23 protein-coding genes are annotated in these 25,000 nt (G+C 71.0%); 11 read left to right on the top strand and 12 right to left on the bottom strand.

Annotated features, from left to right (window positions below):
• Positions 1-77 precede the first annotated feature (77 nt).
• The 7 genes from AB0D85_RS49010 to AB0D85_RS48980 all read right to left on the bottom strand — a co-directional run bounded on the left by AB0D85_RS49010 (position 78) and on the right by AB0D85_RS48980 (position 9,359).
• Positions 78-2,744, bottom strand: coding sequence for a lectin (locus tag AB0D85_RS49010; RefSeq protein ID WP_362337068.1), 2,667 nt, complete (start codon positions 2,742-2,744; stop codon positions 78-80).
• On the bottom strand, positions 2,737-3,798 hold the full coding sequence (locus tag AB0D85_RS49005; RefSeq protein WP_362337065.1) for a hypothetical protein: 1,062 nt from the start codon (positions 3,796-3,798) through the stop codon (positions 2,737-2,739). The genes AB0D85_RS49010 and AB0D85_RS49005 overlap by 8 nt, the downstream gene beginning before the upstream one ends.
• 183 nt (positions 3,799-3,981) lie before the next feature.
• Positions 3,982-5,049, bottom strand: coding sequence for a S1 family peptidase (locus AB0D85_RS49000; RefSeq protein ID WP_362337062.1), 1,068 nt, complete (start codon positions 5,047-5,049; stop codon positions 3,982-3,984).
• A gap of 597 nt (positions 5,050-5,646) precedes the next feature.
• Positions 5,647-7,362, bottom strand: coding sequence for a putative PEP-binding protein (locus AB0D85_RS48995; RefSeq protein ID WP_362337059.1), 1,716 nt, complete (start codon positions 7,360-7,362; stop codon positions 5,647-5,649).
• Between the two features lie 11 nt (positions 7,363-7,373).
• Positions 7,374-7,643 (bottom strand): HPr family phosphocarrier protein, encoded by a 270-nt coding sequence (locus AB0D85_RS48990; RefSeq protein ID WP_362337056.1) that lies wholly within the window; start codon positions 7,641-7,643, stop codon positions 7,374-7,376.
• An 88-nt stretch (positions 7,644-7,731) separates the two neighbouring features.
• Positions 7,732-8,343, bottom strand: coding sequence for a histidine phosphatase family protein (locus AB0D85_RS48985; protein WP_362337053.1), 612 nt, complete (start codon positions 8,341-8,343; stop codon positions 7,732-7,734).
• Positions 8,340-9,359, bottom strand: a complete 1,020-nt coding sequence (locus tag AB0D85_RS48980) for a Gfo/Idh/MocA family oxidoreductase (protein WP_362337050.1) — start codon at positions 9,357-9,359, stop codon at positions 8,340-8,342. Before AB0D85_RS48980 ends, AB0D85_RS48985 begins: the two co-directional genes overlap by 4 nt.
• A 489-nt stretch (positions 9,360-9,848) precedes the next feature.
• Between AB0D85_RS48980 and AB0D85_RS48975 the strand changes: the two genes are divergently transcribed.
• The 4 genes from AB0D85_RS48975 (at position 9,849) to AB0D85_RS48960 (ending at position 14,443) form a co-directional block, all read left to right on the top strand.
• Complete coding sequence (locus AB0D85_RS48975) at positions 9,849-11,762, top strand: beta-glucoside-specific PTS transporter subunit IIABC (RefSeq protein ID WP_362337047.1); 1,914 nt, start codon at positions 9,849-9,851, stop codon at positions 11,760-11,762.
• Positions 11,763-11,788: 26 nt separating this feature from the next.
• Positions 11,789-13,228: a glycoside hydrolase family 1 protein gene (locus AB0D85_RS48970; RefSeq protein ID WP_362337044.1), complete on the top strand. Its 1,440-nt coding sequence runs from the start codon at positions 11,789-11,791 to the stop codon at positions 13,226-13,228.
• Between the two features lie 83 nt (positions 13,229-13,311).
• Positions 13,312-14,175 carry a PRD domain-containing protein gene (locus tag AB0D85_RS48965; RefSeq protein WP_362337041.1) on the top strand — a complete coding sequence of 288 codons (864 nt, stop codon included), beginning with the start codon at positions 13,312-13,314 and terminating at the stop codon, positions 14,173-14,175.
• Complete coding sequence (locus tag AB0D85_RS48960) at positions 14,162-14,443, top strand: PTS transporter subunit EIIB (protein WP_362337038.1); 282 nt, start codon at positions 14,162-14,164, stop codon at positions 14,441-14,443. Before AB0D85_RS48965 ends, AB0D85_RS48960 begins: the two co-directional genes overlap by 14 nt.
• A 39-nt stretch (positions 14,444-14,482) precedes the next feature.
• On the opposite strand, the gene AB0D85_RS48955 is transcribed toward AB0D85_RS48960, so the two are convergent.
• Both AB0D85_RS48955 and AB0D85_RS48950 read right to left on the bottom strand, forming a co-directional pair.
• A complete protein-coding gene (locus AB0D85_RS48955; RefSeq protein WP_362337035.1) occupies positions 14,483-15,742 on the bottom strand; it encodes an NAD(P)/FAD-dependent oxidoreductase in 1,260 nt (419 codons plus the stop codon).
• Entirely contained in the window at positions 15,739-17,283 is a 1,545-nt protein-coding gene (locus tag AB0D85_RS48950; protein ID WP_362337032.1) for a prenyltransferase/squalene oxidase repeat-containing protein, read from the bottom strand. Before AB0D85_RS48950 ends, AB0D85_RS48955 begins: the two co-directional genes overlap by 4 nt.
• Between AB0D85_RS48950 and AB0D85_RS48945 the strand changes: the two genes are divergently transcribed.
• Positions 17,273-18,028: an arylamine N-acetyltransferase gene (locus AB0D85_RS48945; protein ID WP_362337029.1), complete on the top strand. Its 756-nt coding sequence runs from the start codon at positions 17,273-17,275 to the stop codon at positions 18,026-18,028. The genes AB0D85_RS48950 and AB0D85_RS48945 overlap by 11 nt on opposite strands.
• On the opposite strand, the gene AB0D85_RS48940 is transcribed toward AB0D85_RS48945, so the two are convergent.
• The 3 genes from AB0D85_RS48940 to AB0D85_RS48930 all read right to left on the bottom strand — a co-directional run bounded on the left by AB0D85_RS48940 (position 18,021) and on the right by AB0D85_RS48930 (position 19,751).
• Positions 18,021-18,677, bottom strand: a complete 657-nt coding sequence (locus AB0D85_RS48940; RefSeq protein ID WP_362337026.1) for a GntR family transcriptional regulator — start codon at positions 18,675-18,677, stop codon at positions 18,021-18,023. The two genes, AB0D85_RS48945 and AB0D85_RS48940, sit on opposite strands and share 8 nt — an antisense overlap.
• Before the next feature lie 95 nt (positions 18,678-18,772).
• Complete coding sequence (locus AB0D85_RS48935; RefSeq protein WP_362337023.1) at positions 18,773-19,276, bottom strand: flavin reductase family protein; 504 nt, start codon at positions 19,274-19,276, stop codon at positions 18,773-18,775.
• 49 nt (positions 19,277-19,325) lie between these two features.
• Complete coding sequence (locus AB0D85_RS48930; protein WP_362337020.1) at positions 19,326-19,751, bottom strand: ester cyclase; 426 nt, start codon at positions 19,749-19,751, stop codon at positions 19,326-19,328.
• Between the two features lie 389 nt (positions 19,752-20,140).
• Between AB0D85_RS48930 and AB0D85_RS48925 the strand changes: the two genes are divergently transcribed.
• Genes AB0D85_RS48925 through AB0D85_RS48900 form a run of 6 tightly spaced genes read left to right on the top strand, consistent with a single transcriptional unit; the run spans position 20,141 to position 24,804 of the window.
• The gene (locus AB0D85_RS48925) at positions 20,141-20,767 is read left to right on the top strand and encodes an amino acid synthesis family protein (protein WP_362337016.1); all 627 of its coding nucleotides are present in this window, start codon (positions 20,141-20,143) and stop codon (positions 20,765-20,767) included.
• Positions 20,764-21,315 (top strand): amino acid synthesis family protein, encoded by a 552-nt coding sequence (locus AB0D85_RS48920; protein WP_362337013.1) that lies wholly within the window; start codon positions 20,764-20,766, stop codon positions 21,313-21,315. The genes AB0D85_RS48925 and AB0D85_RS48920 overlap by 4 nt, the downstream gene beginning before the upstream one ends.
• 7 nt (positions 21,316-21,322) lie before the next feature.
• A complete protein-coding gene (locus tag AB0D85_RS48915; protein ID WP_362337010.1) occupies positions 21,323-22,054 on the top strand; it encodes an alpha/beta hydrolase in 732 nt (243 codons plus the stop codon).
• Entirely contained in the window at positions 22,047-23,534 is a 1,488-nt protein-coding gene (locus AB0D85_RS48910; RefSeq protein ID WP_362337007.1) for an aldehyde dehydrogenase, read from the top strand. The genes AB0D85_RS48915 and AB0D85_RS48910 overlap by 8 nt, the downstream gene beginning before the upstream one ends.
• An 11-nt stretch (positions 23,535-23,545) precedes the next feature.
• Positions 23,546-23,764, top strand: a complete 219-nt coding sequence (locus AB0D85_RS48905; RefSeq protein ID WP_362337004.1) for a tautomerase family protein — start codon at positions 23,546-23,548, stop codon at positions 23,762-23,764.
• Positions 23,761-24,804 carry an LLM class flavin-dependent oxidoreductase gene (locus tag AB0D85_RS48900; RefSeq protein WP_362337001.1) on the top strand — a complete coding sequence of 348 codons (1,044 nt, stop codon included), beginning with the start codon at positions 23,761-23,763 and terminating at the stop codon, positions 24,802-24,804. Before AB0D85_RS48905 ends, AB0D85_RS48900 begins: the two co-directional genes overlap by 4 nt.
• Positions 24,805-25,000: the final 196 nt, after the last annotated feature.

Below are 25,000 nucleotides of genomic sequence, written 5' to 3'. Positions count from 1 at the left end.
GACGTCGGCCATCGCAGCACAACACCGGAACCGCTGACACCTCGCCGGGTGTTTCTTGGGCCCTTCTTCAACTTGCCTTACCCGGAGGACGGAACCGTCCAGCGCTGGCCGACGCCGCCCGTGCAGGTGGCGATGGTCAACTGGGTCTTGTCGGTGGCACCGTTGCTCGTGTCGGTGAGGCAGAGTCCGGAGACCGGGTTGACGATCTCGCCGGACGCATTCGCCTGCCACTGCTCGGCCTGGGTGCCGTTGCAGGTGTGCAGTTGGACCTTCGTGCCGGAGGCGGTCGCGCCGTCCGTCACGTCCATGCAGTCGGTGAGCACCTGGAGAGTGCCGTCGGGGACGGCCTTCCAGGTCTGCGCGTCGGTGCCGTTGCAGGTGTAGATCTGGATGGCGGTGCCGTTCGAGGTGCCCGCGCCGGCGTCGTCGGCACACTTGCCGGTGGCGGTCTCGGTGAGCGTGCCGCTGGGCTGCGCCACTCCGGTCCCCGGGGTGCCGTCGTAGGACGGCGGAGCGGCGGAACCGGCCGCCGCCCACGAGGTGTTGGCGGAGGAGGAGAGGGTGAAGTCCAGCTCCGCGGAGCCGCTGAGGTACGAGGCCGGTACGTACGCCTTGTTCCAGGAGCCGCCGTTGAGGCTCAGCGACTGGACGTACGGCGAACCGTCCGCCGCCGCCGGGGCGTCGACCGTGAGCGTGTGTCCGCCGGTCGTGACCACCGCCGAGGTGAACATGGGGCTGCCGATGGCCAGGTCGGCGGTGCCCGGGATCTCCGGGTAGAGGCCGAGGGCGGACCACACGTACCAGGCGCTCATCTCGCCGAGGTCGTCGTTGCCGGGCAGTCCGCCCGCCGTGTCGGTCCACAGCTGGTCCTGGACCGCCCGCACGGTGGACTGCGTCTTGTACGGCTGTCCCACCCAGTCGTACTCCCAAGGCAGCCCGGTACTGGGCTCGTTGCCCATGTTGGACTGGGTGCCGATGACACTGCCCAGGCCCTGGTAGCCGCCGAGCACGCTGTCCAGGTACGACGCCAGGGACGAGGTGCCGCCCTCCAGCGACGCCAGCTTGGCGAGGTTGAAGGGGATCATCGGCGTGTAGGTGAAGGCGTCGCCCTCGGCGAAGTCGTTGGACGAGGTGCCGGTGATCAGCTTGGCGTTGAAGCCGTCCATCCAGCGGCCGTTGGAGTGCCGGGGCTGGATGTAGCCGGAGGACGGGTTGTAGATGTTCTCCCAGTCCTGCGCCCGGTCCTGGAACTTCTTCTGCGTGGTGGTGTCACCGAGCGCGCCCGCGAACGCCGAGAGCGCGAAGTCGTCGGTGTCGTACTCGAGTTGGGTGGACGTCGTGGCGTACTCGTGGCAGCAGCCGTAGAGCGAGTTGGTGGGCAGGTAGCCGAAGGAGTCGAGGTAGGTCACGCCGGGGGTGACGTCGGTGTTCGTCGTCTGTTCCTTGACCATGGCGGCGAGGGCCGTCGACGTGTCGAAGTTCCGTGCGCCGAAGGCGTAGTAGGCGGCGAGCAGCGGTACGGCGGAGTCGCCCACCATGATGTGCGTCTCGGCGGTCTCCATGCCCCACTTGGTCAGTGTGCCGCCCTGCTGGTAGTCGTCGACCACCGACTGTGCCATGTCGGACGCGGCCGACGGGTCGAGCAGCGCGGTGAGTTGGGCCTGTGAGCGGTAGGTGTCCCAGGTGGAGAAGTCGGCGTACTGCGCCGCGTGGCCGCTGCCCACCGTGTGCACCGCGTTGTCGAAGCCCCGGTAGGAGCCGTCCGCGTCGCTGATGACGGACGGGAAGAGCGAGGCGTGGTAGAGCGCGGTGTAGAAGACGTTCTGCTGGTCCGAGGTGCCGCCGGTGACGGCGATCTTCGACAGCTCGGTGCTCCACGCCGACGCCGCCGACTTGACGGCCGCGAAGGTCTTGCCGGTCACCTCGGCGTCCCGGTTGGCCGCGGCCTCCGCCACGGAGGTGTAGGAGATGCCGACCCGGGCCTCCACCGTCCTGCTGCTCGTGGTGTCGAACGTCAGGTACTCGCCGCCGGTGAAGGTGCCGGTCGCGGTGAAGGGATGGTCGAAGGTGATCGCGTAGTAGAGCGTGATCGGGGTGGTGTCCTCGCAGAACCCGGTGCTGGTGATCGACCCGGTCACCGTGTCGCCGCCGGACAGGCCGAGCGTCGAGGAGGCGTACGGCGTCTGGGTGTCCTGCACCTTGAGGAGCAGGCTCGCCCGGGTGGAGGACGGGAAGGTGAACTGGCCGATGCCGGCATGCGTGCTGGTGGTCAGCGCGACGCCGGTGCTGTTGCCCAGGCCGACGGAGTAGGAGCCGGGCGAGGCCGTCTCGGCGGAGTGCGTGAAGGACTCGGTCGTCGAGGCGGGGTCCGAGCCGAGCGAACCGACCACGGGCAGGATCGGCAGGTCCCCGGCCGCGTCGCAGCCGACGCCGGAGACATGGGTGAGGCTGAAGCCCGAGACGGCCGAGTCGGCGTAGTCGTAGCCGCCGCCCTTGGGGCGTGACGAGGTGTCGGGCGACCACTGGAGCATGCCGTGCGGCACGTCGGCGCCCGGGAAGGTGTTCCCGGCGCTGAAGTCGCCGTTGCCGCCGGTGCCGATGTACGGGTTGACCAGCGACACCGGGTCGGCCGCGGCCACCGCCCCCGCCGCGCCGGCCAGTTGGCCGGACACGGCGAGCGCGAGGGCCGCGGCACCCGTGGTGAGGACACGCAGGAGCGCGTGCGGGCGGCGGGTGTCAGCCACGGAGCAGTACGTCGCTGAGGACGCCGTCGGCCGGGGCGGTGATCCAGTCCGAGGAGATGTACGAGGCCCCGTCGGCGGCGAGCAGGGCGACCCGGGCCTGGGCGTCGGCCAGGGACGGTGCGGAGGAGCTCAGCGCGGGCGAGACGTCGTAGGCGTCGGTGACGACCGTCAGATAGTGGTTGGTGTTGTACCACTCGGTGTTGCCGTCGCCGACCCAGGCGCCCGCGTCCGCGTCGAACACCACGAACCAGGGGCGCAGCGTGGTGTCGCTGTAGCGGGTGCGCGGGTCGACGGCCTGGGCGCCGAGGACGCTCGGGAAGACCGCGGCCTGGCTGATGGTCCCCGCGGCGGCGAGGTCCTTGAGGTGCTGGGCGTAGACCACGTCCGACCACGAGGAGGCGGAGCTGACGGCCTGCTCGAAGGTGCCGGGGATGATCTCCACGATCGCGTGGCCCGCGAGCGAGCCGTAGCTCGCCCAGTTGTTCGCCTTCGCGGCGGTGTCGAGGTCCGCGTACTGCGAGCCGTCGCTCTTGGTGAGCAGGTCGGCGGGCGTGTAGAGGACGCTGCCGAGGTGCGCCTTGACGTAGGTGTCGAACGTGGTCGGCGTCATGCCGAGCGTGCTGTAGAACCCGTTCTTCATCTCGATCTTGACCATGACCGGGTGGCTCGTGGGGTGGGCCTGGAGCCAGATCCGGATGTCGTCGAGGCAGCTGTCGAGGTTCTGGTTGCGGTCGCCGGTGTAGAGGTCGGCGGCCGTGCTCGCCTGCACGCAGTTGTTGCTGCTGCCCAGCGGGTTGCTGTGGCTCACGTTCCACTTGCCGGTGAACACGTTGTGCCAGGTGTCGAGTTCGACCAGGGAGGTGCCGGTGTCCAGGGCGTCGGCCAGGTAGGTGTACGTGGACCCGTCGTCGTACGTGTTGTGGATGCCCGTGCCGGAGACCCCGGCCAGTGTCTGCCCGCCGACGTCGTCGGCGTGTGCGGCGGGCATCGCCACCGCACCGAGCAGCAGGGCCGAGGCCGTCAGAAGTGCGGCCCGGATTCTACGGCGGATCATGAGCATGCCAGATCCCTTCATGGTGCTCGGCGGTCGCGCAGAGCTTAGGGGGGACGGATGGACATCTGCTACGCCCGGGTAACAAGTTGTCGTCGGCACCCTGAATCCCTGCGCTGAAGCGGCAGTTGGACGGCGGGCGGTCGCTCACCGAAGTGAGCGGCCGCCCTGGGCGGTTCCGGTGGCCTACGGGATCGTCGCCCCCTCCGCGCTCAGTGCCGCCGTCACCGGCTGGAAGAACGTCTCGCCGCCCGAACTGCAGTCACCGCTGCCGCCCGAGGTCAGTCCGATCGCCGAGCTGCCGTCGAAGAGGGCGCCGCCGCTGTCGCCGGCCTCGGCGCACACGCTCGTGTCGATCAGGCCGGAGACCGAGCCCTCCGAGTAGTTCACGGTGGCGTCCAGGCCGGTGACCGAGCCGCTGTGCAGGCCGCTGGTGCTGCCGCTGCGCTGGACCGACTCGCCGACGTAGGCGTCGGCGGCCCCGGTGATCTGCTGGGTGCTGCCGTCGTACAGGTCGACCTCGCTGGCGGGGGACGAACCGGAGTCGTCGTACTGCACGAGGGCGTAGTCGGTGCCGGGGAACTGGGAGTCGACGGTCTGGCCGACCTCGGAGCCGTCCTGGGTGTCGGACCAGGTCGAGGAGGCGTTGCCGCAGTGGCCGGCGGTGAGGAAGTAGGGCGCACCGTTCACGGTGACGTTGAAGCCGAGGGAGCAGCGCACCGAGCTGCCCCAGATGGCGTCGCCTCCGGCGATCTTCAGCTTGAAGGGCGAGGCCGTGTGGCGCAGGACGGCTCTGCCGCCGAGCGCCTCGACCGCGGCGTCGAGCCGGGAGCGCTTCGCCCCGGTGACCGTGGGGTCCGCGGTGACCACGACCTTGTCCTGCCGGGGGTCGATCGCCCACGCGGTGCCGGCGATCCGGGCCTGCTTTGCCAAGTCCGCTATGGCTGTGCGCAGTTGGGGGGTGGAGTAGCGCACGACCTTCGGTACGGCGCCGGTGGCGCGGACCTGCGGGGCCGCCGAGGCGTCGGTGATGTCGACCACGAGTCGCCGGGAGGCGGCGTCGTAGTAGGAGCCGGCGGCGCGGTTCCCGAGCTGGGCGGCGAGGTTCGCCGCGGCCTTGGCCTGGTGGGCCACCTGGGCGGGTGCGGCGGTGGCCGCTCCGGCGCCGGGCAGCAGGACGGCGGTGGCGGCGAGGGCCGCCGCGGCCGTGCCCGCGAGGGTGAGGCGGGCGGTGGGTGTCGGACGGTTCGTCACGTGTGGAGCCTCCTGAGGGGGGTGCCCCGTCTGCTCGGCAGGCGGGGCCGGAGGGGTCGGTGAGGGCATGGGAACCAGCCTGATTTGCTGGCGTGACCATGCCAGGACTGGAACGTCGACGAGTATTGCGACGTGCCGCCCGCGGCCACAAGGCGGCTTTCCGGCCGCCCGCCCGGCGTACACCCACCGCGGCGCCGACGGTCGGCCGCAGGCCTGTGAACAGCTGTGTTGCGGCTGAGATTGACCGGTCCACCGGACGTCCGGCCACGCAACACACCTGCCCGGCTGGCCGGTTGACGCCGTTTCCCCTCGCTCCATGGAGCGAGGGCGCCGAAACGTCCGACGCCCTTCGGCCAACTCCGGTTCACAGGAGTGAAAAGACGAGGCAAGGCCGGTTTGTGGATCGCCGCAGCGGGGGAGCCAGCCCGCGCGCGCACGCGCGGGCGACCGCCCGGTGGGTCGCCGGCCCGGCCGGACTCCGTGTCACCCTGCGACTCCCGGTCGGAGAGCGGCACACCGCGCCGCTCCGGTCCGCGAGCCGGTGACGGATGTGCTGCGGAGGGGCACTCGGTGACGGGAGTTCGGGCACGCCGAGTCTCAGAGGGCGAGCCGGGTCACCACCTGGGTGTCGGCGTGGGCGCGTGCGGCCTTTCTGGCCTCGTCGGCGTTCGGTGCGGAGAGCGCTGCTCCGGCGATGGTCCGGCACTGCGCGAGGGTGTGGTGGCGCAGTGCGTGGCGTACGGCGGGGAGGGCCGGCGGGGACATGGAGAGGCTGGTGACGCCCAGGCCGGTCAGGGCCAGCGCCATCAGCGGGTCCGACGCCGACTCGCCGCACACCCCGACGGGCTTGCCCGCGGCCGTTCCCGCCCGGGCGGTGCCGGCGACGAGGGTGAGCACGGCGGGCTGCCAGGGGTCGAGCAGGTCCGCGAGTTCGCCGCGGAGGCGGTCCGTGGCCATCGTGTACTGGGCGAGGTCGTTGGTGCCGACGGAGACGAAGTCGACCTCGGCGAGGATCGCCGCCGCCTGGAGCGCGGCGGCCGGGACCTCGATCATCACGCCGACGGTCCCGATGCCGTGGGCACGGGCGAGGCGGGCGAAGGTGCGGGCTTCAGCAGGCGTGGAGATCATCGGTGCCATCACCCACAGGTCGGCCCGGTCCTGCGGCTCCCGCGCGCGGGCGGCCGCGCCGAGGGCGGCGAGCTGTTCCTCCAGCAGCTGGGGCTGGGTACGGACGAGCCGGTAACCGCGCACGCCCAGCGCCGGGTTGTCCTCGTCCTCGTGCGCGGCGAACGCGAGGGGTTTGTCGGCGCCGGCGTCGAGGGTGCGGATCACCGTCCTGGCACCGTCCGTCGCCGCGAGGGCGCGGGCGTACTGCGCGGCCTGCCGGTCGCGCGAGGGTGCGGTCGCGGCGTCCAGGAAGAGCACTTCCGTACGGAACAGCCCGATGCCCTCGGCCGTGGCGGGGGCGAGCTGCTCGATCTCGTGCGGGGTGCCGACGTTGGCGAGCAGCGGCACCCGGTGGCCGTCCGCCGTCGCGCCCGGTGCGGTGTCCTCGGCGAGTACGCGTTCGGTCTCCGCCCGGCGGTGGATCGCCTCGACCAAGGCTCGGTCGGGATGCGCGGTGACGGTTCCGGTCGCGGCGTCCACGGCGACGAGGGTCCCCTCGGGGATCCGGGCCGCCCCGGTGGCCCGGACGACGCAGGGGATGCCGAGCTGGCGCGCGATGATCGCCGTATGCCCGGTGGGTCCGCCCGACTCGGTGACCAGGGCGGCCACGTGCGCCAGGTCGAGTGCGGCGGTGTCGGCGGGGGAGAGGTCGACGGCGCAGACCACGGACCGCTCCCGGAGCTCGGGCAGTCCCGGGGCGGGCAGCCCGAGGATCCGGGCGACCGCGTGGTCGCGCACGCTCCTCAGGTCCGTCGACCGCTCGGTGAGCAGGCCGCCGGCGGCGGTGAGCATCGCGACGACCTCGGTGACGGCGTCGTCCACGGCGGCGGCCGGGCCCTGTCCGTTCTCGACGCGGGCCCTCACCATCGCGGCGAGTTCGGGGTCGGCCGCCATGCCGGCGGTCGCGCCCAGTACCTCGCCCAGTGCGCCAGGTGCGGTGGCGGCCCGCTCGGCGAACTCGGCGGCCACCTCCGCCAGTGCCGTCAGCGCGGTGGTGATCGCCGCGGCGCGCTCCGAAGGATCGGTGAGCCGGGATTCTCCCGGGGGGACGACGGGCGCGGGCCGGACCAGGGCGAGCGGGGCGAGCGCGGCGGAACGGCCGACGCCGACGCCGGACACGGTCCGGGGCGTGGTCACGGTGCTCATGACGGCCGGGCTCACTGCTCGTCGAGCTCGGTGGCCAGCAGGGCGACGAGACGGTCGAGCGAGGGCCCGGCCGTCTCGTCGTCGGACGCGAGGATGACGGCTTCGCCTTCCTTGAGTCCCAGGCTCATGAGCATGAGCATGCTGTTCGCGGACACCGGGTTCCCGTCCGTCTTCCGGATGGTGATGCGGTGGTCGGTCGCCGCGGCCGCCCGGGCGAAGGCAGCCGCCGGCCGGGCGTGCAGGCCCTGGGAACACATGACGGTGGCGTGTCGCTCCGGCATTCCTGACTCCTTTTGTCTCTCGTTTCGCATGCGCCGCTCGATTCGCGACGCGGTTGGGTGAAAACCCCGGGGATCGGAATCGGTTTTTTCAGGTCGCCGCGGACCGGGCGGTAATCGGGGGCACGAATCCCGCCTCGACGACCACGGCGCCGGTCCCGGTGATCTCGACGGTCGTCACACTGCAATTGGCCAGCGCCGGTGCGCCGGAATATCCGACGAGCGTCAGGTAGGCGTACAGGGTGACGCCGTGGCTGACGACGAGGACGTCACCCTCCGGGTGGGCTCGTCCGATCCGGGCGAACACGTCGGTCACCCGGCCGAGAAAGGCGTCGGCCGATTCGCCGCCGGGCAGCCCGGGATGTGCTCCGGACATCACATCCGCAAAGAAGGCGCGTGGTGCGGTCCGGCCGTACAGTTCCGGTTCGGGGCGCGCCTCCCACTTGCCGAACGAGTACTCCCGCAGTGCGTCGTCCGCACGCAGGCGCAGCCCGTCGTGGTGGCGCAGGATCTCCCGCGCGGTGGTCATCGTCCGCCCGGAAGGGCTCGCCCAGGCACCCGTCAGCTCGACGCCGGCCAAGTGGGCGGCGGTCGCGCGCAGTTGGGGCAGGCCCTCCGCGATCAGCGGTGAGTCGCACCAGCCCTGCAGACGGCCGGCGGCGTTGTACTCGGTGCGGGCGTGCCGTACCAGATGGAGCCTCATGACCGCGGGCCGACCGGCTCGGGGCGGGACGCGCCGCCGGTGATCACCCGGGCGCGTATCTCGTCCAGGGCTCTCAGCACGGCGACACTCTCGTCCAGGGGCATCAGCGGACTCTCCAACGCGCCTTCGCGCAGCCGTCGTTCGACCTCAAGGGCCTGGAAGTGCATCCCGCGCCCGGCCACGGCCGGCGGGTCGAACCGCCGTACGGGGCGGCCCGGGCGGCCCGCGTCGTACACGGTGAAGCCCGAGGACGCGAACCAGTAGGGGTCGATCTCGATCCAGCCGTCGGTGCCGATGATCGCGGCGCCGTTCGGACCGGGGGTGTCCATGGCGGTGAGGGTGGTGGAGGTGCGTTCCTGACCGTGCCGCATCAGCACCGAGGCGCTCGTGTCGACACCGGCCGCCGTCGCGCCGCCCTCGGCGACGATCTCGTGCGGTGCGCCCAGCAGGTGGAAGGCGAGCGAGATGCCGTACACCCCGAGGTCGGCGACCGCGCCGCCGCCGAGCGCCGGGTCGTAGTGGCGGCCGGCCGGGGAGTCGTCCAGCTTCTGGAAGTGGTGGGTGACCACGCCTCTGAGCTCGCCGATCGTGCCGCGCGCGAGTTCGGCGCGGATCTCGCCGAACGTGGGCAGGAAGCGGGTCCACATGGCTTCCATCGCGAACACCGAGCGGCGGCGGGCCGCGTCCACGACCCGCTGTGCCGAGGGCGCGTCGTCGGTGAACGACTTCTCGACGAGCACCGCCTTGCCCGCCTCGATCGCGAGGACCGCCTGGTCCGCGTGGAACGGCTGCGGGGTGGCGACGTAGACGACGTCCACCTCCGGGTCGTGGACGAGCGCCTCGTACGACCCGTGGGAGACGGCGATCCCCGTCTCCCGTGCGAACCGTGCCGCACGGTCCGGGTCGCGTGCCGCCACCGCCGACACCCGCAGTCCGGCGGCCCCGAGACCGGCGGCGAAGACGCGCGCGATCTTGCCCGCGCCGAGGATCCCCCAGCGGATTTCGCCCGTTCGCATTCGCCATCCCTCGCTGCCGTCCGACCGCACCCGCAGGTGTACAGGCACAAAAAAAGACCCGGGCGCGGCTGCCGTACGACAGCTCGTCCCAGGTCTTGCCCGGCTCACACCGGTAACAATCCGTGAACCGCACCGTAACGTCCGGGCGGGTCGGCGTCAACGGGACGAACGCCACATGTTCCGTCCCGCGTTCCACCGCCCGATCCGGCGGAAAATGGTCTTGCCCGATGTCTGGACACGGAAAAATTCGGCGTCTACTGTCTCGCCCCAAGGCGCCCCCCGGTGCCCTACCAAAGCTGGGATTGTTACTGGACCGCAGGCAAGACCCAAGCTGAGATCCGTTGTTCTTCCGTGTTCCGTCGGTGTACTCCGGCGTTTCCGGGACGGCATTCAGGATCACGGCTTGGGTCTTTTTGTTTGTACGAACCGTGTCGTTGTTCGTACGGACTCGGTCGGCCGGTCCGGTGCAGCGGGGCTCGAGGAGGAGCCGTGGCAACACAGAGCAAGTACGAGACGATCGCCGAGGACGTCCTGCGGGGCATCGGCGGCAAGGAGAACGTCAGATCCGTCGCCCACTGTGCGACGCGGCTGCGTTTCGTCCTGGACGACCGTTCCAAGGCGGACAAGGAGGCCGTCGAGTCGACGCGCGGTGTCATCGCCGTCGTCGAGGCCGGCGGCCAGTTCCAGGTCGTCATCGGCAACACCGTCGGCAACGTCTATCAGGCGGTCGTCGCGCAGGGCGTGGAGGAACGCGACGGCGGCACCGCCGCCGGCGGCTTCCTGCCCCGGGCGATGGACCTCGTCACCAGCATCTTCACCCCGTTCCTGTGGACGCTCGCGGCCGTCGGACTGCTCAAGGCGTTCCTCGCCGTCGCCGTGAAGATCAGCCCCGGCTTCCAGGGCACGTCGACGTACGCCATCTGGTTCGCGGCGGCCGACGCCGTGTTCCAGTTCCTGCCCGTGCTGCTGGCCATCACCGCCGCCAAGCGCTTCAAGGCGAACCAGTTCACCTCGGTCGCGATCGCCGGCGCGCTCATCTACTCCGCCACCATCCCCGTCATGCCGGGCAAGAACGGCACCAGCGTGACGCTGCAGGCGTTCGACCAGGCGGGCGGACACCTGACCTTCCTGGGCATCCCGGTCGTCATGGCCAGCTATCTGTCCGCCGTCATCCCGACCATCCTGGCCGTGTACTTCCAGTCGCACGTCGAGCGTCTGCTGGAGCGGGTGCTGCCGACCGTCATCCGCAACTTCACCGTCCCCCTGGTCACCCTCGCGCTCGTCGTCCCCGTCGTCTTCCTGGCCATCGGCCCGGTGTCGAGCCAGGTCGGCGACGCGGTCGCCTCCGCGATCAAGAACCTCTGGGACGTGGCGCCCTGGGCCGCGGGCGGGGTGTTCGGCGGTCTGTGGCAGGTGCTGGTCATCTTCGGTCTGCACTGGGCCTTCGTCCCGGTCATCACCCAGGAACTCACGACCAACGGCCACTCGGTCATGACCGGCTCGCTGTTCCCCGCGATCCTCGCCCAGGGCGCCGCCACCTTCGCCGTCTTCCTCAGGACGCGGGACCAGGACCTCAAGGCCGTGGCCGGTCCGGCCAGCCTCTCCGCCTTCGTCGCGGGCATCACCGAGCCGGCGATCTACGGTGTCACCCTGCGACTCAAGCGCCCCTTCGTCTTCGCGATCATCGGCGGTGCCGTGGGCGGCGCGATCGCGGCGGCGGGCGGCTCGGGAGCGGACGGCTTCGTCGTGCCCGGCGCCCTCACCCTCGCCTCGACCCTGGGCTTCGGCAACTTCGCCCTCCAGCTGATCGGCTGCGGCGTCGGCATCGCCATCGCGTTCGGGCTGACCTTCGTCGCGGGGTTCAAGGACCTGCCCACGGCGACCGCGGACGGCAAGGCCGCGGACGGCAAGGCCGGCGACGGCGCCGGTGACACCGCGGTCGCGCCGGACACCGCGGTCGCGACGCTCACGGTTCCCGTCGCCGGCAAGGTCGTCCCGCTGTCCGAGGTCCCCGACAAGGTGTTCGCCTCCGGCGCGATGGGGTCCGGCCTGGCCGTGATCCCCTCCGAGGGCAAGGTCTACGCGCCCATCGGCGGCACCCTCGTCAGCGTCATGCCGCACGCGTTCGGCATCCGCAGCGACACCGGTGTGGAAGTGCTCGTGCACATCGGACTGAACACCGTCGAGCTCAAGGGCCGGGGCTTCACCCCCGCGGTCGCCCAGGGTGGTCGGGTCGCGGCGGGCGACCTGCTCACCGACGTCGACCTGAAGGTCATCACCGACGCGGGCTACGACCCGATGACCGTGCTGATCGTGACCGACCCCGGCAGCCACTCCGCCGTGGTGCCGACCGCCACCGGTGACGTCGGGCCCCGGCACGCCGCCCTCGACCTGATCGGCTGACCCCCCTCACTCCCGGAGACAGACACATGACAGGCCCCACCTCCCAGCCCTTCCCCGAGACCTTCCTCTGGGGCGGCGCGACGGCCGCCAACCAGATCGAGGGAGCCCACGACGCCGACGGCAAGGGCGTCTCCATCCAGGACGTCCTGCCCAAGGGCCTCATGGCTCCGCGGACGGCCGCTCCCACGCCCGACAACCTCAAGCTGGAGGGCATCGACTTCTACCACCGCTACGCGGACGACATCGCGCTCTTCGCCGAGATGGGCTTCAAGGTCTTCCGCTTCTCCATCGCCTGGAGCCGGATCTTCCCGAACGGCGACGACGAGGTCCCCAACGAGGCGGGACTGGCCTTCTACGACCGCGTCCTGGACGAGCTGGAGAAGCACGGGATCCAGCCGCTGGTCACCATCTCCCACTACGAGACGCCCCTGGCCCTCGCGGAGAAGTACAACGGCTGGGCGAGCCGCGAGCTGATCGGCTTCTACGAGCGCTATGTCCGCGTCCTGTTCGACCGCTACGGCCATCGCGTCAAGTACTGGCTCACCTTCAACGAGATCAACTCGCTCCTGCACTTCCCGATCATCGGTGGCGCGATCCTCACACCGAGGGAGGAGCTGCCCCGCCAGGAGCTGTTCCAGGCGATCCACCACCAGCTCGTGGCCAGCGCCCTGGCCACCCGGATCGCCCACGAGACGGTGCCGGGCGTCCAGGTGGGCTGCATGGTGCTCGCGATCCCCGTCTACCCGCTCACGCCCGACCCGTCCGACGTCCTCGCCGTACTGGAGGCCGACCACGCCAACCTGATGTTCGGCGACGTGCACGTACGCGGCGCCTACCCGGGCCACGCGCTGCGGCACATGCGCGAGCACGGCATCGAGCTCGACATCACCGACGAGGACCGCGAGATCCTCAGGAACACCGTCGACTTCGTGTCGTTCAGCTACTACATGAGCATCTGCGAGACCGCCGACCCCGACCAGCGGCAGACGGGGGAGGGCAACATCATCGGCGGCGTGCGGAACCCCACGCTGCAGGCCAGCGAGTGGGGCTGGCAGATCGACCCGGTCGGCCTGCGGATCGTGCTGAACCAGTTCTGGGACCGCTGGCAGAAGCCGCTGTTCATCGTCGAGAACGGCCTGGGCGCCAAGGACGAGCTGGTCGAGGTCGACGGCCGGCCCACGGTGAACGACGACTACCGCATCGCCTACCTCAACGACCACCTGGTCCAGGTCGCGGAGGCGATCGCCGACGGCGTCGACGTCCTCGGCTACACCCCGTGGGGCTGCATCGACCTCGTCAGCGCGAGCACCGCCCAGATGAGCAAGCGCTACGGGTTCGTCTACGTCGACCGTGACGACGACGGCGGCGGCACCCTCGCCCGCCACCGGAAGAAGTCCTTCGACTGGTACGCCGACGTCATCCGCAGCAACGGCGCAAGCCTGCGGCGGGGCGACGGGAGACCGTGACCCCGGCAGCACCCAGGGCCGCGCTTCGGGAAGGGGACTACTCTTCTCCTTCCCGGGCGCGGCCAGATAGGACTCACGCAACGATGCGCGTCAAGAAGGTGTTCAACAACAACGTCGTCCTCGGCGTCGACGAGCAGGGCGCCGAGACCGTTCTCATGGGGCGAGGGCTCGGTTTCCAGGTCAAGCCGGGGGACTGTGTGGACGCCGACCGGATCGAGCGTCACTTCGTCCCGCAGGCCATGCCCGCCGAACGGCTCGCCGCCCTGGCCGCCGAGATCCCCCTCCACGAGATAGAGGTGATGGAGGAGGTCGTGGCCGCCGCCCGGGCCCGGCTCGGCGGGACCATCAGCGAACACGTCCTGCTGCCCCTGGCCGACCACGTCCACCTCGCACTCGCCCGCGCCCGCGCCGGAGCGCAGATCGAGTACCCGCTCAAGTGGGAGATCGAGAACCTGTACCCGGCCGAGGCCGCCACGGGCAGGGCGGCCCTGGACATCATCGAACGGCGGCTCGGCGTCCGCATGGACGAGGACGAGGCACTGCCCCTCGCCCTGCACTTCGTCAACGCCCAGATCGGCTCCGGCGGCATCGCGGCGACCATGCAGATGACGCAGTGGCTCAGGGTCGCCCTGGAGACGATCGGCGAGGACTTCGGCGTCGAGATCGACCGGCACTCCCTGGCCGCGGCGCGCTTCGTCACCCACCTGCGCTACCTCTTCCTGCGCGCCCGGGACGGCAAGCAGACCCCGGAGGCCGGCGACGAGATCGGCGAGGCGGTCAGACTGGCCAAGCCGCTCCAGTACGCCACCGCCGAACGCCTGGCGCACAAGATGGAGGAGATGTTCGCCTGGAACGTCGGCCGGGAGGAGATCCTCTATCTCGCCCTCCACGTCAGCCGGCTGACCGCGCGGAACGACACGGCGGAGGACACCCATGCCGGCACCTAGCGACGACCGGGCCGCGGCGGCGATCCTGCGGGCCGTCGGCGGCCGGGAGAACGTCACCCGGCTGACCCACTGCTTCGTCCGCCTCCGCTTCCGGCTCCGCGACCCGGCACTCGCCGACGTCGAGGCACTCACCGCGCACCCGCTCGTCGCGTTCGCCGCCTGGCAGCTGGACGAACTCCACATCGCCCCTGGTCGCGACCTGTTCCGCCTGTTCGACGAGCTGAAGGACGTGCTCGGCGACGTGGCCTCGGGGCAGAGCCCGCTGTGAGGAACGAGGGCCCTGCCCGCCGGGCTGCCGGTGGCGGAGTCAGGGCGCCGGGGAAGCCGGCCGCAGGTCGGGGAGGCCGAGCTGGTGCAGCCGGTCGCGGACGGTGAAGGGCCGCATGCCGTAGCCGGCCAGGTTGTGGGTGGCGATGTGCCGCAGCCGGGGACTGCCGCCCATCCTGCGCAGCACATGCCGCCCGAACGCCCGCCCGGCCCTCGACGTGCTGGTGACCAGTGTGGTTGCGTCGTGGCTCATCAGGTCGATGTGCCGGATCCATCCGCTGCGCTGCGCCTCGTACCGGGCGAGCGCGTCGTCCACGGCGTCCGGCGTGAGCGGCCCGTCCGCGAACTGGCCGGCGAGCGTGCCCGCATCCGCGATCGCGGTGTTCATGCCCTGCGCGGCCATCGGATGCACGGAGTGCGCCGACTCACCCACCAGCGCCATCCCGGGCACCGTCAGACGAGCCGCGCTGAACCGCCACAACGTGTGCACCTGCCGGGTGCCGGCGCAGTCCCGCAGCCGCTGTCGCAGCGGAGCCAGCGCGGCGGCCTCCGCGCAGACGGCGGAACACCACTCGTCCCACGCGTCCGGCTCCGCACGGCTCATCCGGCGCAGCGACTCCGGGGCCACCTGGACGTACAGCCTGGCCCTGTCGCCGGGCAGCGGGTAGAAGAGGCGCAGGCCCCCCGGGGTCATGTACGCGGACACCTCGGGTGCCGGACGCTCCACTCCCGACAGCTCGAACGACAGCAGACGGTGGCCGTACCTGACCGGCCGGGCGGAGATCCCGGCGAGTCTGCGCAGCCGGGAGGAGACTCCGTCCGCGGCGACCACCAGGGGCGCGTGCGCGGTCTCCTGGTGTCCGCCCGCCGTGAAGCCCACGCCGCTGACCCGCCCGGCCGGGTCGCGCAGCAACTCGGTGACCGTGGCGCCGCGACGGCAGGTCACCGTCTTCGGCAGCGCCTCGCCGAACACGTCCAGGATCTCGCCGTAGTCCAACGCGAGCAGCGATCTGTCGTGCGCCTCCAGGCCGGAGTAGTCGAACGCCAGCAGCGGCCCGCCGCCGGCGTCGTGCACCACCAGGCGGCTCAGCTCCACCGCGCCCCGTTCGACGAGCCGGGGCAGGAGGCCCAGCTCGCGCAGGACGGTCAGCGAACTCGGCTGGAACACCTCGCCCTTGGCCAGCGGGACCGGCCGGGTCAGCTTCTCCAGCAGCAGAACCCGCAGACCGCGCGCCCCCAGGGCGTGGGCGCACAGCAGGCCGCCCACCCCGGCGCCGCACACCACCGCGTCGTAGGTCATCGGCGTTCCTCGTCGCGGTAGGCGACCAGCGCTTCCAGGACGAGGCCCTGCGCGATCATGTGGTCGGGGTAGTGCACATGGTCACGGATGTAGACGCCGGTCTCGCCGGGGCGCCAGCTGCCGTCGGCGCGCTGGTTCTCCACCAGCCAGGAGACCGCGCGCCGGGTGGCGTCCTCGGCACCCGTGCCGACCAGCGCGCGCAGCGCCCACCCGGTCTCCTCCGGTGTGCCCCAGGAGCCGTCCGGCTGCTGGGCGTTCAGCAGCCAGTCCCGTGCCCTCGCGGCCACCGGGTGGCCGGCCAGACCGGCACGGGAGAACGCCCGCCAGGCCACCGCCGTGGCGGCCACACCGCCGCGGTGCCAGGTCGCGGAGTAGGACCCGTCGGGGTTGGGGTGCCGCAGCAGCCACCGGATCGCGCGGTCCGCGCGCGGGTCGCCACGGCCGTCGTTCAGGTCGAGCAGGAGCAGTGCTGCCTCGGCCGTGCTGAACGGGCACGGGCCGTCGGCGGGGAGCAGGCTGTTGCGGACGAACGTGCTCCACGAGCCCCGCCGGTCCTGCCGTTCGAGCAGCCAGTCGACGCCGGTCCGCAGCCGCTGCGCCGCGGCGGTGTCCTTCTCGTCCTGGGCGAGTGCCTTGAGCACCGCGAGCGAGTCCAGCACGTTCGGCCAGCCCTGCGCGCCGGACCAGGTCCAGCCGCCGGGCGGGCAGTCGTAGGCCGGAAAGCCCTTCCGCTGCTGGAAGTCGCCCAGCCAGGAACGGGCGCGGCTCAGCCGTGGATCGGTGGCGAGGCCGGCCGCGCCGAGTGCCGAGGCGACATAGGCGGGGCCGGTCACCTCGACCTTCTCGACCTGCATCCCGTGCAGCGTCTGCCAGGAACCGTCGGGTTGCACGGTCAGCCGGAGGTAGTCGACCGTGGCGGCCACCAGGTCGGGCCGGACCCCGTTGATCGAGAGCGCCGTGCAGACCAGCGCGGACAGCCACGGGTCGGCGCCGAACGATCCGACACCGCCCTCCTGCTCGGTGATCTCCGTGAGGAGGCGCAGCGCCGTCGGCCGGGTGACCCGGTCGATCGCGCGCGTGAGGGCGTTGCCCGGGCGCTGCTTCGCCTGCAACAACGCATGGGCGGCGAAGGGCACGGTCAGGAAGGACAGCACCCGGCGGCGGAGCGAGCCGGGCAGGAGGAGCATCTCGGTCGGCATCCGGGGGATGTCCGCGGCGTCGTACAGGCCGGCGAGGGAGAACGCCAGGCCGGCCATCTGGGTGATGGCCGTGTCCGGGTAGCCGGCCACCCCGCCCCAGCGTTCGAGCACCTCGAAACCGGTCCGTACGACGTCCTCCGACTCCTGCGGCGCGATCAGGTGCAGCGCGGCCATGGCGGCCGAGGTGGCCGCGAAGTCGCTCGGGCGCCCGGCGATGGTGGCCCAGCCGCCGTCGGCGTTCCGCGCGCTCAGCAGCCAGCCGACGCCGGCCTCGACCAGGTCGGCGGATCTCGGCCGGTCGACGAGGTGCAGGGCCACCAGGGCGGAGGCGGTGCACGGCACCGAGGACGCACACGGCCTCGGCCACCTCCAGGAGCGGCACGTCCTGTCCGTCCCGTTCGAGATGATCGCCTTCTACACCGGCGAGCCGGTCGGCCACTCGATGGACGCGGTCAGAAAAGTCGTGGACCACCACCGGGGCGGATCCTGCTTCGAGCTGAACTCCGCGTTCGGTCTGCTGCTCAGGGCCCTCGGCTACGAGGTGGAGATCATCTGGGGACGCATCCACCGGGACACGGCCTTCGACAAACGGACCGGCCATATGGCGCTGCGCGTGCGAACACCGGGTTCCCCGGTCCCCTGGCTGGTCGACGTCGGCCACGGGTACAACAGCAGGCGGCCGCTCCGCCTGGACCTGCGTACACCGCAGGACGATCCGCACGGAACGTACCTGCTGACCCCGGCCGAAGAGGGGGACGTCGACGTCTCGGTCGACGGCCGGACGCTGTACCGCATGGAGAGCAGGGCCCGTGACGAGGACTACGGCGAGGCCATGATGTGGTGGTACCACACCTCCCCGAAGTCGCCCTTCAAGAAGAAGCCGGTCTGCATGCAGCCCACCGAGACCGGCAAGTACTCCCTGCTGGGCACCCGGTTCACCAGCGAGGAAGACGGCAGCGAGACCGTACGGGACATCGAGACCGAAGCGGAGCTGATCGAGATATACAAGCGGTGCTTCGGCATCGAGCTGAGCACGCTCCCGGTCCGGTCCGCCGACCTCCCCTCGCCCGCCCCGGGGCTCACCTAGCGTCCTCGCGCTCGCCGCCGACGGACAGGCCCGCGAGCAGGGCGCGCCGGCTGGCCCTGACGTGCTCCCGCATGACGCGCTCGGCGCTGTCGCCGTCCTTCTCCAGGATCAGTTCCAGGACGAGGTGGTGCTCACGGTCGGACTGGGTGGCGCGGCCCGGCCGGCTCAGCGAGGTGTTCACCAGCCGGGAGTACGCGAGCTGGTTCATCAGGATCCGGTAGTGGGCCTGCAGCTTGCTGTTGTCGGAGCCGGCCAGGAGCAGGTCGTGGAACTCCCGGACCAGCGCCGCGTAACGCTCCCGGTCGTCCCGCTCCACCGCGGCATCGGCCTCCCGCAGGTTCCGTTCGAGGGCGTCGATCTCCGGGACGCGGCCGCGCTGCGCGAGCAGGCGGGCGGCCGCGCCCTCGATGAGTTCCTTCATCTCGAAGAGTTCCGTGATCTCCCGGCGGGAGGGGATGGTCACGAACGTCCCGACCCGGGGCCGGATCTCGACGAGCCCTTCGGTCTGCAGCTGCTTGAGGGCCTCGCGCACCGGTGTACGGCTCACCCCGAACTCGTCCGCGAGGACCGTCTCCGAGAGGGAGGCGCCGGGCTCGACGTCACCGTCGATGATGCGCCTGCGCATTTCGACGATCACCGTGGCCTGCATCGATGTCCCCCCGGCCTTCGGCCCGGGGGACCCCCGCTTCGGTTCGCTCTGCGCGCGATTCACCGAGTGCTCCTCCCTCTCCGCCGCCCGCCGGATCAGCCCAGGGGCGTGAGTGCCCCGCCGTCGAAGAACCTGCCCGCGCTGTAGACCATGGGAGAGAGCTCGGTGACCGCGGCGTGCACCACGCGGCAGATGAAAACGGTGTGGGTACTGGCCCGCAGCCGTTCGCGGATCCGCACCTCCATCTGCGCGCTGCTGCGGGCGATCAGCGGGCTGCCGTACGGTCCGCTCTCCCAGTCCAGGTCCCTGAACTTGTCGTCGGACTTGGCCGCGAACGTGCCGACGACGTCGAGCTGGTCGGTGGAGAGGATGTTGATCGCGAGGTGATCCGCCCGGAACAGACAGTCATGGGTGGAGGAGGTGTGCTGCACGCACACCATCACCGTGGGCGGATCGAGCGAGATGCTCGAGAACGCGTTGACGGCCAGCCCCCTGGGGGTCTCTCCGTCCATCGCGGTCACGACCGTGACGCCGGTGACGAACTGCCGGTTCACCCGCTTCATCACGTCGAGGTCGGGGGCGGAGGCAAGCGCGGTCATGAGGGTGCTCCTTGTCGTCTTGATCGTCGGGCCTGTCCCACGCCGACCGTCAGTCCTGTCCCACGCTGATGATGCCCAGCGCCGCGAGCAGGGCACGGGGGTCCCACGTGACGTGCTCCTCGACGATCCGGTCCGCCTCGAAGCGGGCGAAGGTGGCGCCGCTGATGTCGACGCTCCGCTTGGTGGGCGGGACACCGAGGAAGGAATTCACATGCGTTCCCCTGCTGTGCCAGCGGATCGCGGCCCTGTCACCCTCGATCACGATGTCGTCGATGACGGTGGCCAGGTCCGGGAACGCCGCACGGGTGGAGACGATCGCCGCCTTGAAGGCGTCCCGGCCCTGCGGCTGCGGGTCCGTCCCGTGGCGCAGGTACGCCGGGCTCAGCAGCGCGTCGAGCGCGTCGACCTCGCCCTGCCCCCAGGCCTCGGCCCACACCTTCTCGATCCGTTCCCTGCGGGCGTCGGTGTTCGGCATCTCTTCCCCTTCCACGGTGACGGGATTCTGGAGCGGTCGGCGGATCTTGCCGGGGGTGGGGAAACAGAAGCGGAATCCTGCGCTTCTCCGTCCGGTACGCCATCGGCCGTACCGTGAATGGTGGTTCCGCCGCCGTTCCCCGGCGGCTGCGCGGCGTCCACACGGCTGAACCCGGCCTGCTCTGGCATACAAGAAGCAGTAAGGCATGCGGCAGGGGGAGCGTCAAGACCCCGGCCGTGCCGGCTTGCGTCCCCACCTCCTGAGATCGCCGGAAAGCACAGTTCAAGTGTGGTCTGTGAACATCGGGCGGTCGGTCAGGCGGGCGCGTGAAGGACATCCGGGCGCGACCCCTTGACCCGTTTGCGAGGGCGTGCCTATCGTCCTGTGCCATGCAAGAGAGCCTGGAACACTCTGACGAGAGCATCGGTCTCCGAAAGCTCGTGCTCTACCGGGACGTCGTCCTGACCGAGGCGGGTGAGACGCCCGCGCGACCCGCGTGGCGAGCGAGTGTCGCCGCGGTCATCCGGAATCCATGGCTGGGCTCCGGTCCGTCGGCCGACCTGACCCCGGAGCAGGCCCGTATCGCACCGGTACTCGCGAAGCTGCTGACCGACCGGCTCATCACGTCGCTGGGCGGCGTGGACGAGATCGAGTCGTTCGGCAAGGCCGCCATCGTCGGCACGGCGGGGGAGATCGAGCACGCCGGGGCACTGATCCACACCCCGTACTTCGGCAACCTGGTGCGGGAGTTCCTCCAGGGCGAGTCGATCATCTGCTTCGCCGACACACGTGCCGAGGCCGGAGAGTCGCTGGTCATCCCTCTCTGGCACAAGACCCATGCCGCGACACGCAGTCACTACCAGACCGTCAGCGCCCGCGTCTCCGACGGACCGCGCGCGGACGAGATCGTCGTCATCGCGGCCGCGTCGACGGGGCCGCGCCCGCATCCCCGGATCGGGGACCGGCTGACCGACCCCGTCGTCACCACCCACACCCTGGAGGTTGTTTCCTCATGAGCGTCCGCAGGATCGTGACCGTCGTCGAGGAGATCCACGCCGAGGGCGGCCGGGAACTCGGCCGCCCCGCCCGGATCGCCGTCGTCGCCGCGGTGATCGACAACCCCTGGGCCGGTCAGGGCTTCGTCGAGGATCTCGGCCCCGGCATCGAGGCGAACGCCTCCGACCTCGGCGCGCTGCTGGCCCCGGCCGTCCTCGACGCCCTCGGCGAACCCGCCGAGGCGTACGGCAAGGCCGCCATCGTCGGTCTGGACGGCGAGATCGAGCACGGTTCGGCGCTGATCCACACCCTCAGGTTCGGCGACCACTTCCGCAAGGCCGCCAACGCCACCACCCTGCTGCCGGCGGTCGAGAAGCGCGGCCCCGCCGGTGTGGTCTTCGACATCCCGCTGAAGCACATCACCGACGCCACGATCCGCTCGCACCACCAGAGCTTCGAGGTCCGCATCAGCGACGCCCCGCACCCGCACGAGATCGTCATCGCGCTCGCCGCCGCCGCTCAGGGCCGCCCCCAGCAGCGCCTGGCGCCGCTCACGACCGAACAGTAGGTGCGCCATGAGCAAGCCGACCGTGGTCCTGCTGCACGGCGTCGGACTCGACCACACCATGTGGGAGCCCACCGCCGCGCTCCTGGCCGACCGCTTCACCGTGCTCACCCCCGACCTGCCGGGCCACGGCACCCGCCCGCCCGTGAGCGACGCGGTGACGCTCGGGGACCTGGCCGACGGGGTGGCCGGTGAGATCCCGGTCGGCGCGCATCTGGTCGGCTTCTCCCTGGGCGCGCTGGTCGCGCAGTACCTGGCACTGCACCGGCCCGGGCAGGTGGCCACCCTGACCTCGGTCAGCTCGGTCTGCCGGCGCACGGCAGCGGAGCGGGCCTCCGTCCTCGACCGGCTGCGCACCGCGGAAGCCGACTTCACGGCCAGCACGGCCGCGTCCCTGAAGCGGTGGTACGACGGCACGGGCGTCGCCCCCGACCGGGTGGCCCGCACCGAGGCGACACTGCGCGCCAACGACCTCGGCTCCTTCCTCGGCTGCTACCGCGTGTTCGCCACGGCGGACACCGACCTCGGACCGGACCTCGGCCGTATCGCCGTACCCGCCCTGGCGGTGACGGGTGAGAACGATCCGGGCTCCACCCCCGAGATGACCCGGCGGCTCGCCGCGGCCCTTCCCGACTGCCGTGCGGTGATCGTCCCCGAAGCGCGTCACATGCTGCCCGTCGAGCGCCCCCGGGCGCTGGTCGACTCCCTCACCGCCTTCCTCGGAGAGTGTTCACATGTCTGACCTCACCACACTGCAGCACTTCATCGGCGGGGCACCGGTGGAGCCCGCGTCCGGCGAGTACTTCGAGAGCACCAACCCGGCCACCCGCGACGTCCTCTACCGGGCCGCGCGCGGCGACGCGACCGACATCGACCGGGCCGTCACCGCCGCGAAGAACGCCTTCGAGGACCCGCGCTGGCGCGACCTCAGCCAGACGCGCCGCGGCCACCTGCTGCGCCGCCTCGGTGAGCTGATCGCCGAGAACGCCGAGGACCTGGCCAGGATGGAGACCCTGGACAACGGCAAGCTGCTGCGCGAGATGCGCGGACAGCTGGCCACCCTGCCGGAGTACTACCACTACTACGCGGGCCTCGCCGACAAGATCCACGGCGACTTCATCCCCACCTCCGACCGCCGGGTGCTGAACTACACGGCCCGCGAGCCGCTGGGCGTCGTAGGGGCGATCACCCCCTGGAACTCCCCGCTGACGCTGACCAGCAGCAAGCTCGCCCCGGCCCTCTGCGCCGGCAACACCGTCGTGATCAAGCCCTCCGAGTACACCTCGGCGACCGTCGTCAGGCTCGCCGAGCTGGCCCTGGAGGCCGGGTTCCCGCCGGGCGCGGTCAACGTCGTCACCGGGTTCGGGGCCGAGGCGGGACAGGCCCTGGTCGACCACCGCGACCTGGCGAAGATCTCCTTCACCGGCTCCACCGCCACCGGCGCCCGGATCGCCGCGGCGACCGCGAGCCGGTTCATCGGCTCCACGCTCGAACTCGGCGGCAAGTCACCCAACATCGTGTTCGAGGACGCCGACATCGCGAACGCGGCGATGGGCGTCGTGGCCGGCATCTTCGCCGCCGCCGGACAGACCTGCATCGCGGGCAGCCGGGTCTTCGCGCACCGGTCGGTCTACGACGAGCTGCTCGAACGGGTCGCCGAACGCGCCAGGACCATCCGCATCGGCGACCCGCTCGACGCGGCGACCGAGCTCGGCCCGCTGGCCTTCGCCGACCAGCGCGACAAGGTGGCCGGCTACGTCGATCTCGGACGCAGCGAAGGCGCCCGGGTGCTGACCGGCGGGCACCCCACCGACGGCGGGCTCGGCGGCTACTTCTACGAGCCCACCATCCTCGTGGACGTCGACAACGGCATGCGGGTCGTCCGCGAGGAGATCTTCGGACCCGTGCTGGCCGTCATGCCGTTCGACACCGAGGAGGAGGTCGTCCGGCTGGCCAACGACACCGACTACGGACTCGCGGCCGGCGTCTGGACGACCAACCTCGCCCGCGCGCACCGGATGGCGGCACGGCTCGACGCCGGGACCATCTGGGTCAACACCTACCGGGCCATGTCCCCCATGTCCCCGCGGCAGGGCTTCAAGACCAGCGGTGTCGGCGTCGAGCACGGCACCGAGACCGTCAAGGAGTACACCCGCCTCAAGAGCGTGTGGATCAACACCAGCGAGGAACCGGTGGCCGACCCGTTCACCATGCGGAGCTGACCGGAGCCGACATGCCACAGGTCGACATCACCCTCGCCGAGGGCCGCACCCCGGAACAGATCCGGGCCCTGCTGCACGAAGTGCACGCCGCGGTCCTGCGCACCACGAACACCAAGCCCGAGTACATCCGTGTCGTCGTCCACGAGGTACCCCGGTCCCACTGGGCCACCGGGGACATCACCCTCACCGAGATGGACGCGGCCGGCCCGCAAGACGAGGAGCAGTCATGAGGTTTTCGTTGTTCGTGCACATGGAGCGCTGGGACGAGGAGGTCGGCCACCGCGAGCTCTTCGAGAACCTCACCGAGCTGACCCTGATGGCCGAGGCCGGCGGCTTCGGCACCGTGTGGATCGGCGAGCACCACTCGATGGAGTACACCATCTCGCCCAGCCCCATCCCGCTCCTCTCCTACCTGGCCGCGCGGACCACGACCATCCGGCTCGGCGCGGGGACCATCGTCGCCCCGTTCTGGAACCCGATCCGGGCCGCCGGTGAGTGCGCGCTGCTCGACGTCATCAGCAACGGCCGGATGGAGGTGGGACTCGCCCGCGGCGCCTACCAGTTCGAGTTCGACCGGCTGGCGGGCGGGCTGTCGGCCCGGGACGGCGGCAAGCACCTGCGCGAACTCGTGCCCGCCGTAAGGGCGTTGTGGCAGGGCGACTACGCCCACGACGGCGAGATCTGGCAGTTCCCGACGTCGACCAGTGTGCCCAAGCCGGTGCAGAAGCCCACCCCGCCCATGTGGATAGCCGCCCGCGACCCCGACTCCCACGACTTCGCCGTCGCCCAGGGCTGCAACGTCATGGTCACCCCGCTGATGAAGGGGGACGAGGAAGTGGTCGACCTGAAGCGGAAGTTCGACACCGCGGTGGCCAACCACCCCGAGGTGGCGCGCCCGGAGCTGATGGTCCTGCGGCACACGCACGTCCACTCCGCCGACGAGCCCGAGGGGTGGCGCCCGGCCGCGGAGGCGATCAACCGGTTCTACCGCACCTTCGACGCCTGGTTCGGCAACCAGGTGACCCCGCGCAACGGTTTCCTCGACCCCAGCCCCGAGTCGAAGTTCGAGGGCCGCCCGGAGTTCACGCCGGAGTCGCTGCACAAGACGGCGATGATCGGCACGCCCGCCGAGGTGATCGAGCGGCTGCGCGCCTACCAGGAGCTCGGTGTCGACGAGTACAGCTTCTGGATCGACACCAGCCTGTCGCACGAGGAGAAGCGCCGGTCGCTGGAGCTGTTCATCAAGGAAGTCGTACCGGCGTTCCAGTAGGCCGACAAGCCCCCACAACCCCCACAACCCCACAGCCCCCACACCCCACCGAAGCAGTCTCCTTTTCCGTCCCCAGGAGCACGCCATGTCCCACGATGCCTCGGCGCCGGTGTACGGCAGCGCGGTCACGAAGGTCGAGCCGTTCGGTGTCGATCACATTCCCGACAATGAGCGGCATGGGAGGCCGAGTTCGCAG

It is taken from the genome of Streptomyces sp. NPDC048277 (assembly GCF_040652235.1).
In the GTDB taxonomy this organism is placed as follows: Bacteria; Actinomycetota; Actinomycetes; order Streptomycetales; family Streptomycetaceae; genus Streptomyces.
This window is presented reverse-complemented; position numbering and strand designations above follow the sequence as displayed.

Bases quoted from the DNA above. Each gene is read 5' to 3' on its own strand.
- AB0D85_RS49005 (WP_362337065.1), bottom strand. From the start codon at position 3,798: ATGATCCGCCGTAGAATCCGGGCCGCACTTCTGACGGCCTCGGCCCTG.
- AB0D85_RS48995 (WP_362337059.1), bottom strand. From the start codon at position 7,362: ATGAGCACCGTGACCACGCCCCGGACCGTGTCCGGCGTCGGCGTCGGC.
- AB0D85_RS48990 (WP_362337056.1), bottom strand. From the start codon at position 7,643: ATGCCGGAGCGACACGCCACCGTCATGTGTTCCCAGGGCCTGCACGCC.
- AB0D85_RS48985 (WP_362337053.1), bottom strand. From the start codon at position 8,343: ATGAGGCTCCATCTGGTACGGCACGCCCGCACCGAGTACAACGCCGCC.
- AB0D85_RS48980 (WP_362337050.1), bottom strand. From the start codon at position 9,359: ATGCGAACGGGCGAAATCCGCTGGGGGATCCTCGGCGCGGGCAAGATC.
- AB0D85_RS48970 (WP_362337044.1), top strand. From the start codon at position 11,789: ATGACAGGCCCCACCTCCCAGCCCTTCCCCGAGACCTTCCTCTGGGGC.
- AB0D85_RS48965 (WP_362337041.1), top strand. From the start codon at position 13,312: ATGCGCGTCAAGAAGGTGTTCAACAACAACGTCGTCCTCGGCGTCGAC.
- AB0D85_RS48960 (WP_362337038.1), top strand. From the start codon at position 14,162: ATGCCGGCACCTAGCGACGACCGGGCCGCGGCGGCGATCCTGCGGGCC.
- AB0D85_RS48955 (WP_362337035.1), bottom strand. From the start codon at position 15,742: ATGACCTACGACGCGGTGGTGTGCGGCGCCGGGGTGGGCGGCCTGCTG.
- AB0D85_RS48940 (WP_362337026.1), bottom strand. From the start codon at position 18,677: ATGCAGGCCACGGTGATCGTCGAAATGCGCAGGCGCATCATCGACGGT.
- AB0D85_RS48935 (WP_362337023.1), bottom strand. From the start codon at position 19,276: ATGACCGCGCTTGCCTCCGCCCCCGACCTCGACGTGATGAAGCGGGTG.
- AB0D85_RS48930 (WP_362337020.1), bottom strand. From the start codon at position 19,751: ATGCCGAACACCGACGCCCGCAGGGAACGGATCGAGAAGGTGTGGGCC.
- AB0D85_RS48925 (WP_362337016.1), top strand. From the start codon at position 20,141: ATGCAAGAGAGCCTGGAACACTCTGACGAGAGCATCGGTCTCCGAAAG.
- AB0D85_RS48920 (WP_362337013.1), top strand. From the start codon at position 20,764: ATGAGCGTCCGCAGGATCGTGACCGTCGTCGAGGAGATCCACGCCGAG.
- AB0D85_RS48915 (WP_362337010.1), top strand. From the start codon at position 21,323: ATGAGCAAGCCGACCGTGGTCCTGCTGCACGGCGTCGGACTCGACCAC.
- AB0D85_RS48910 (WP_362337007.1), top strand. From the start codon at position 22,047: ATGTCTGACCTCACCACACTGCAGCACTTCATCGGCGGGGCACCGGTG.
- AB0D85_RS48905 (WP_362337004.1), top strand. From the start codon at position 23,546: ATGCCACAGGTCGACATCACCCTCGCCGAGGGCCGCACCCCGGAACAG.
- AB0D85_RS48900 (WP_362337001.1), top strand. From the start codon at position 23,761: ATGAGGTTTTCGTTGTTCGTGCACATGGAGCGCTGGGACGAGGAGGTC.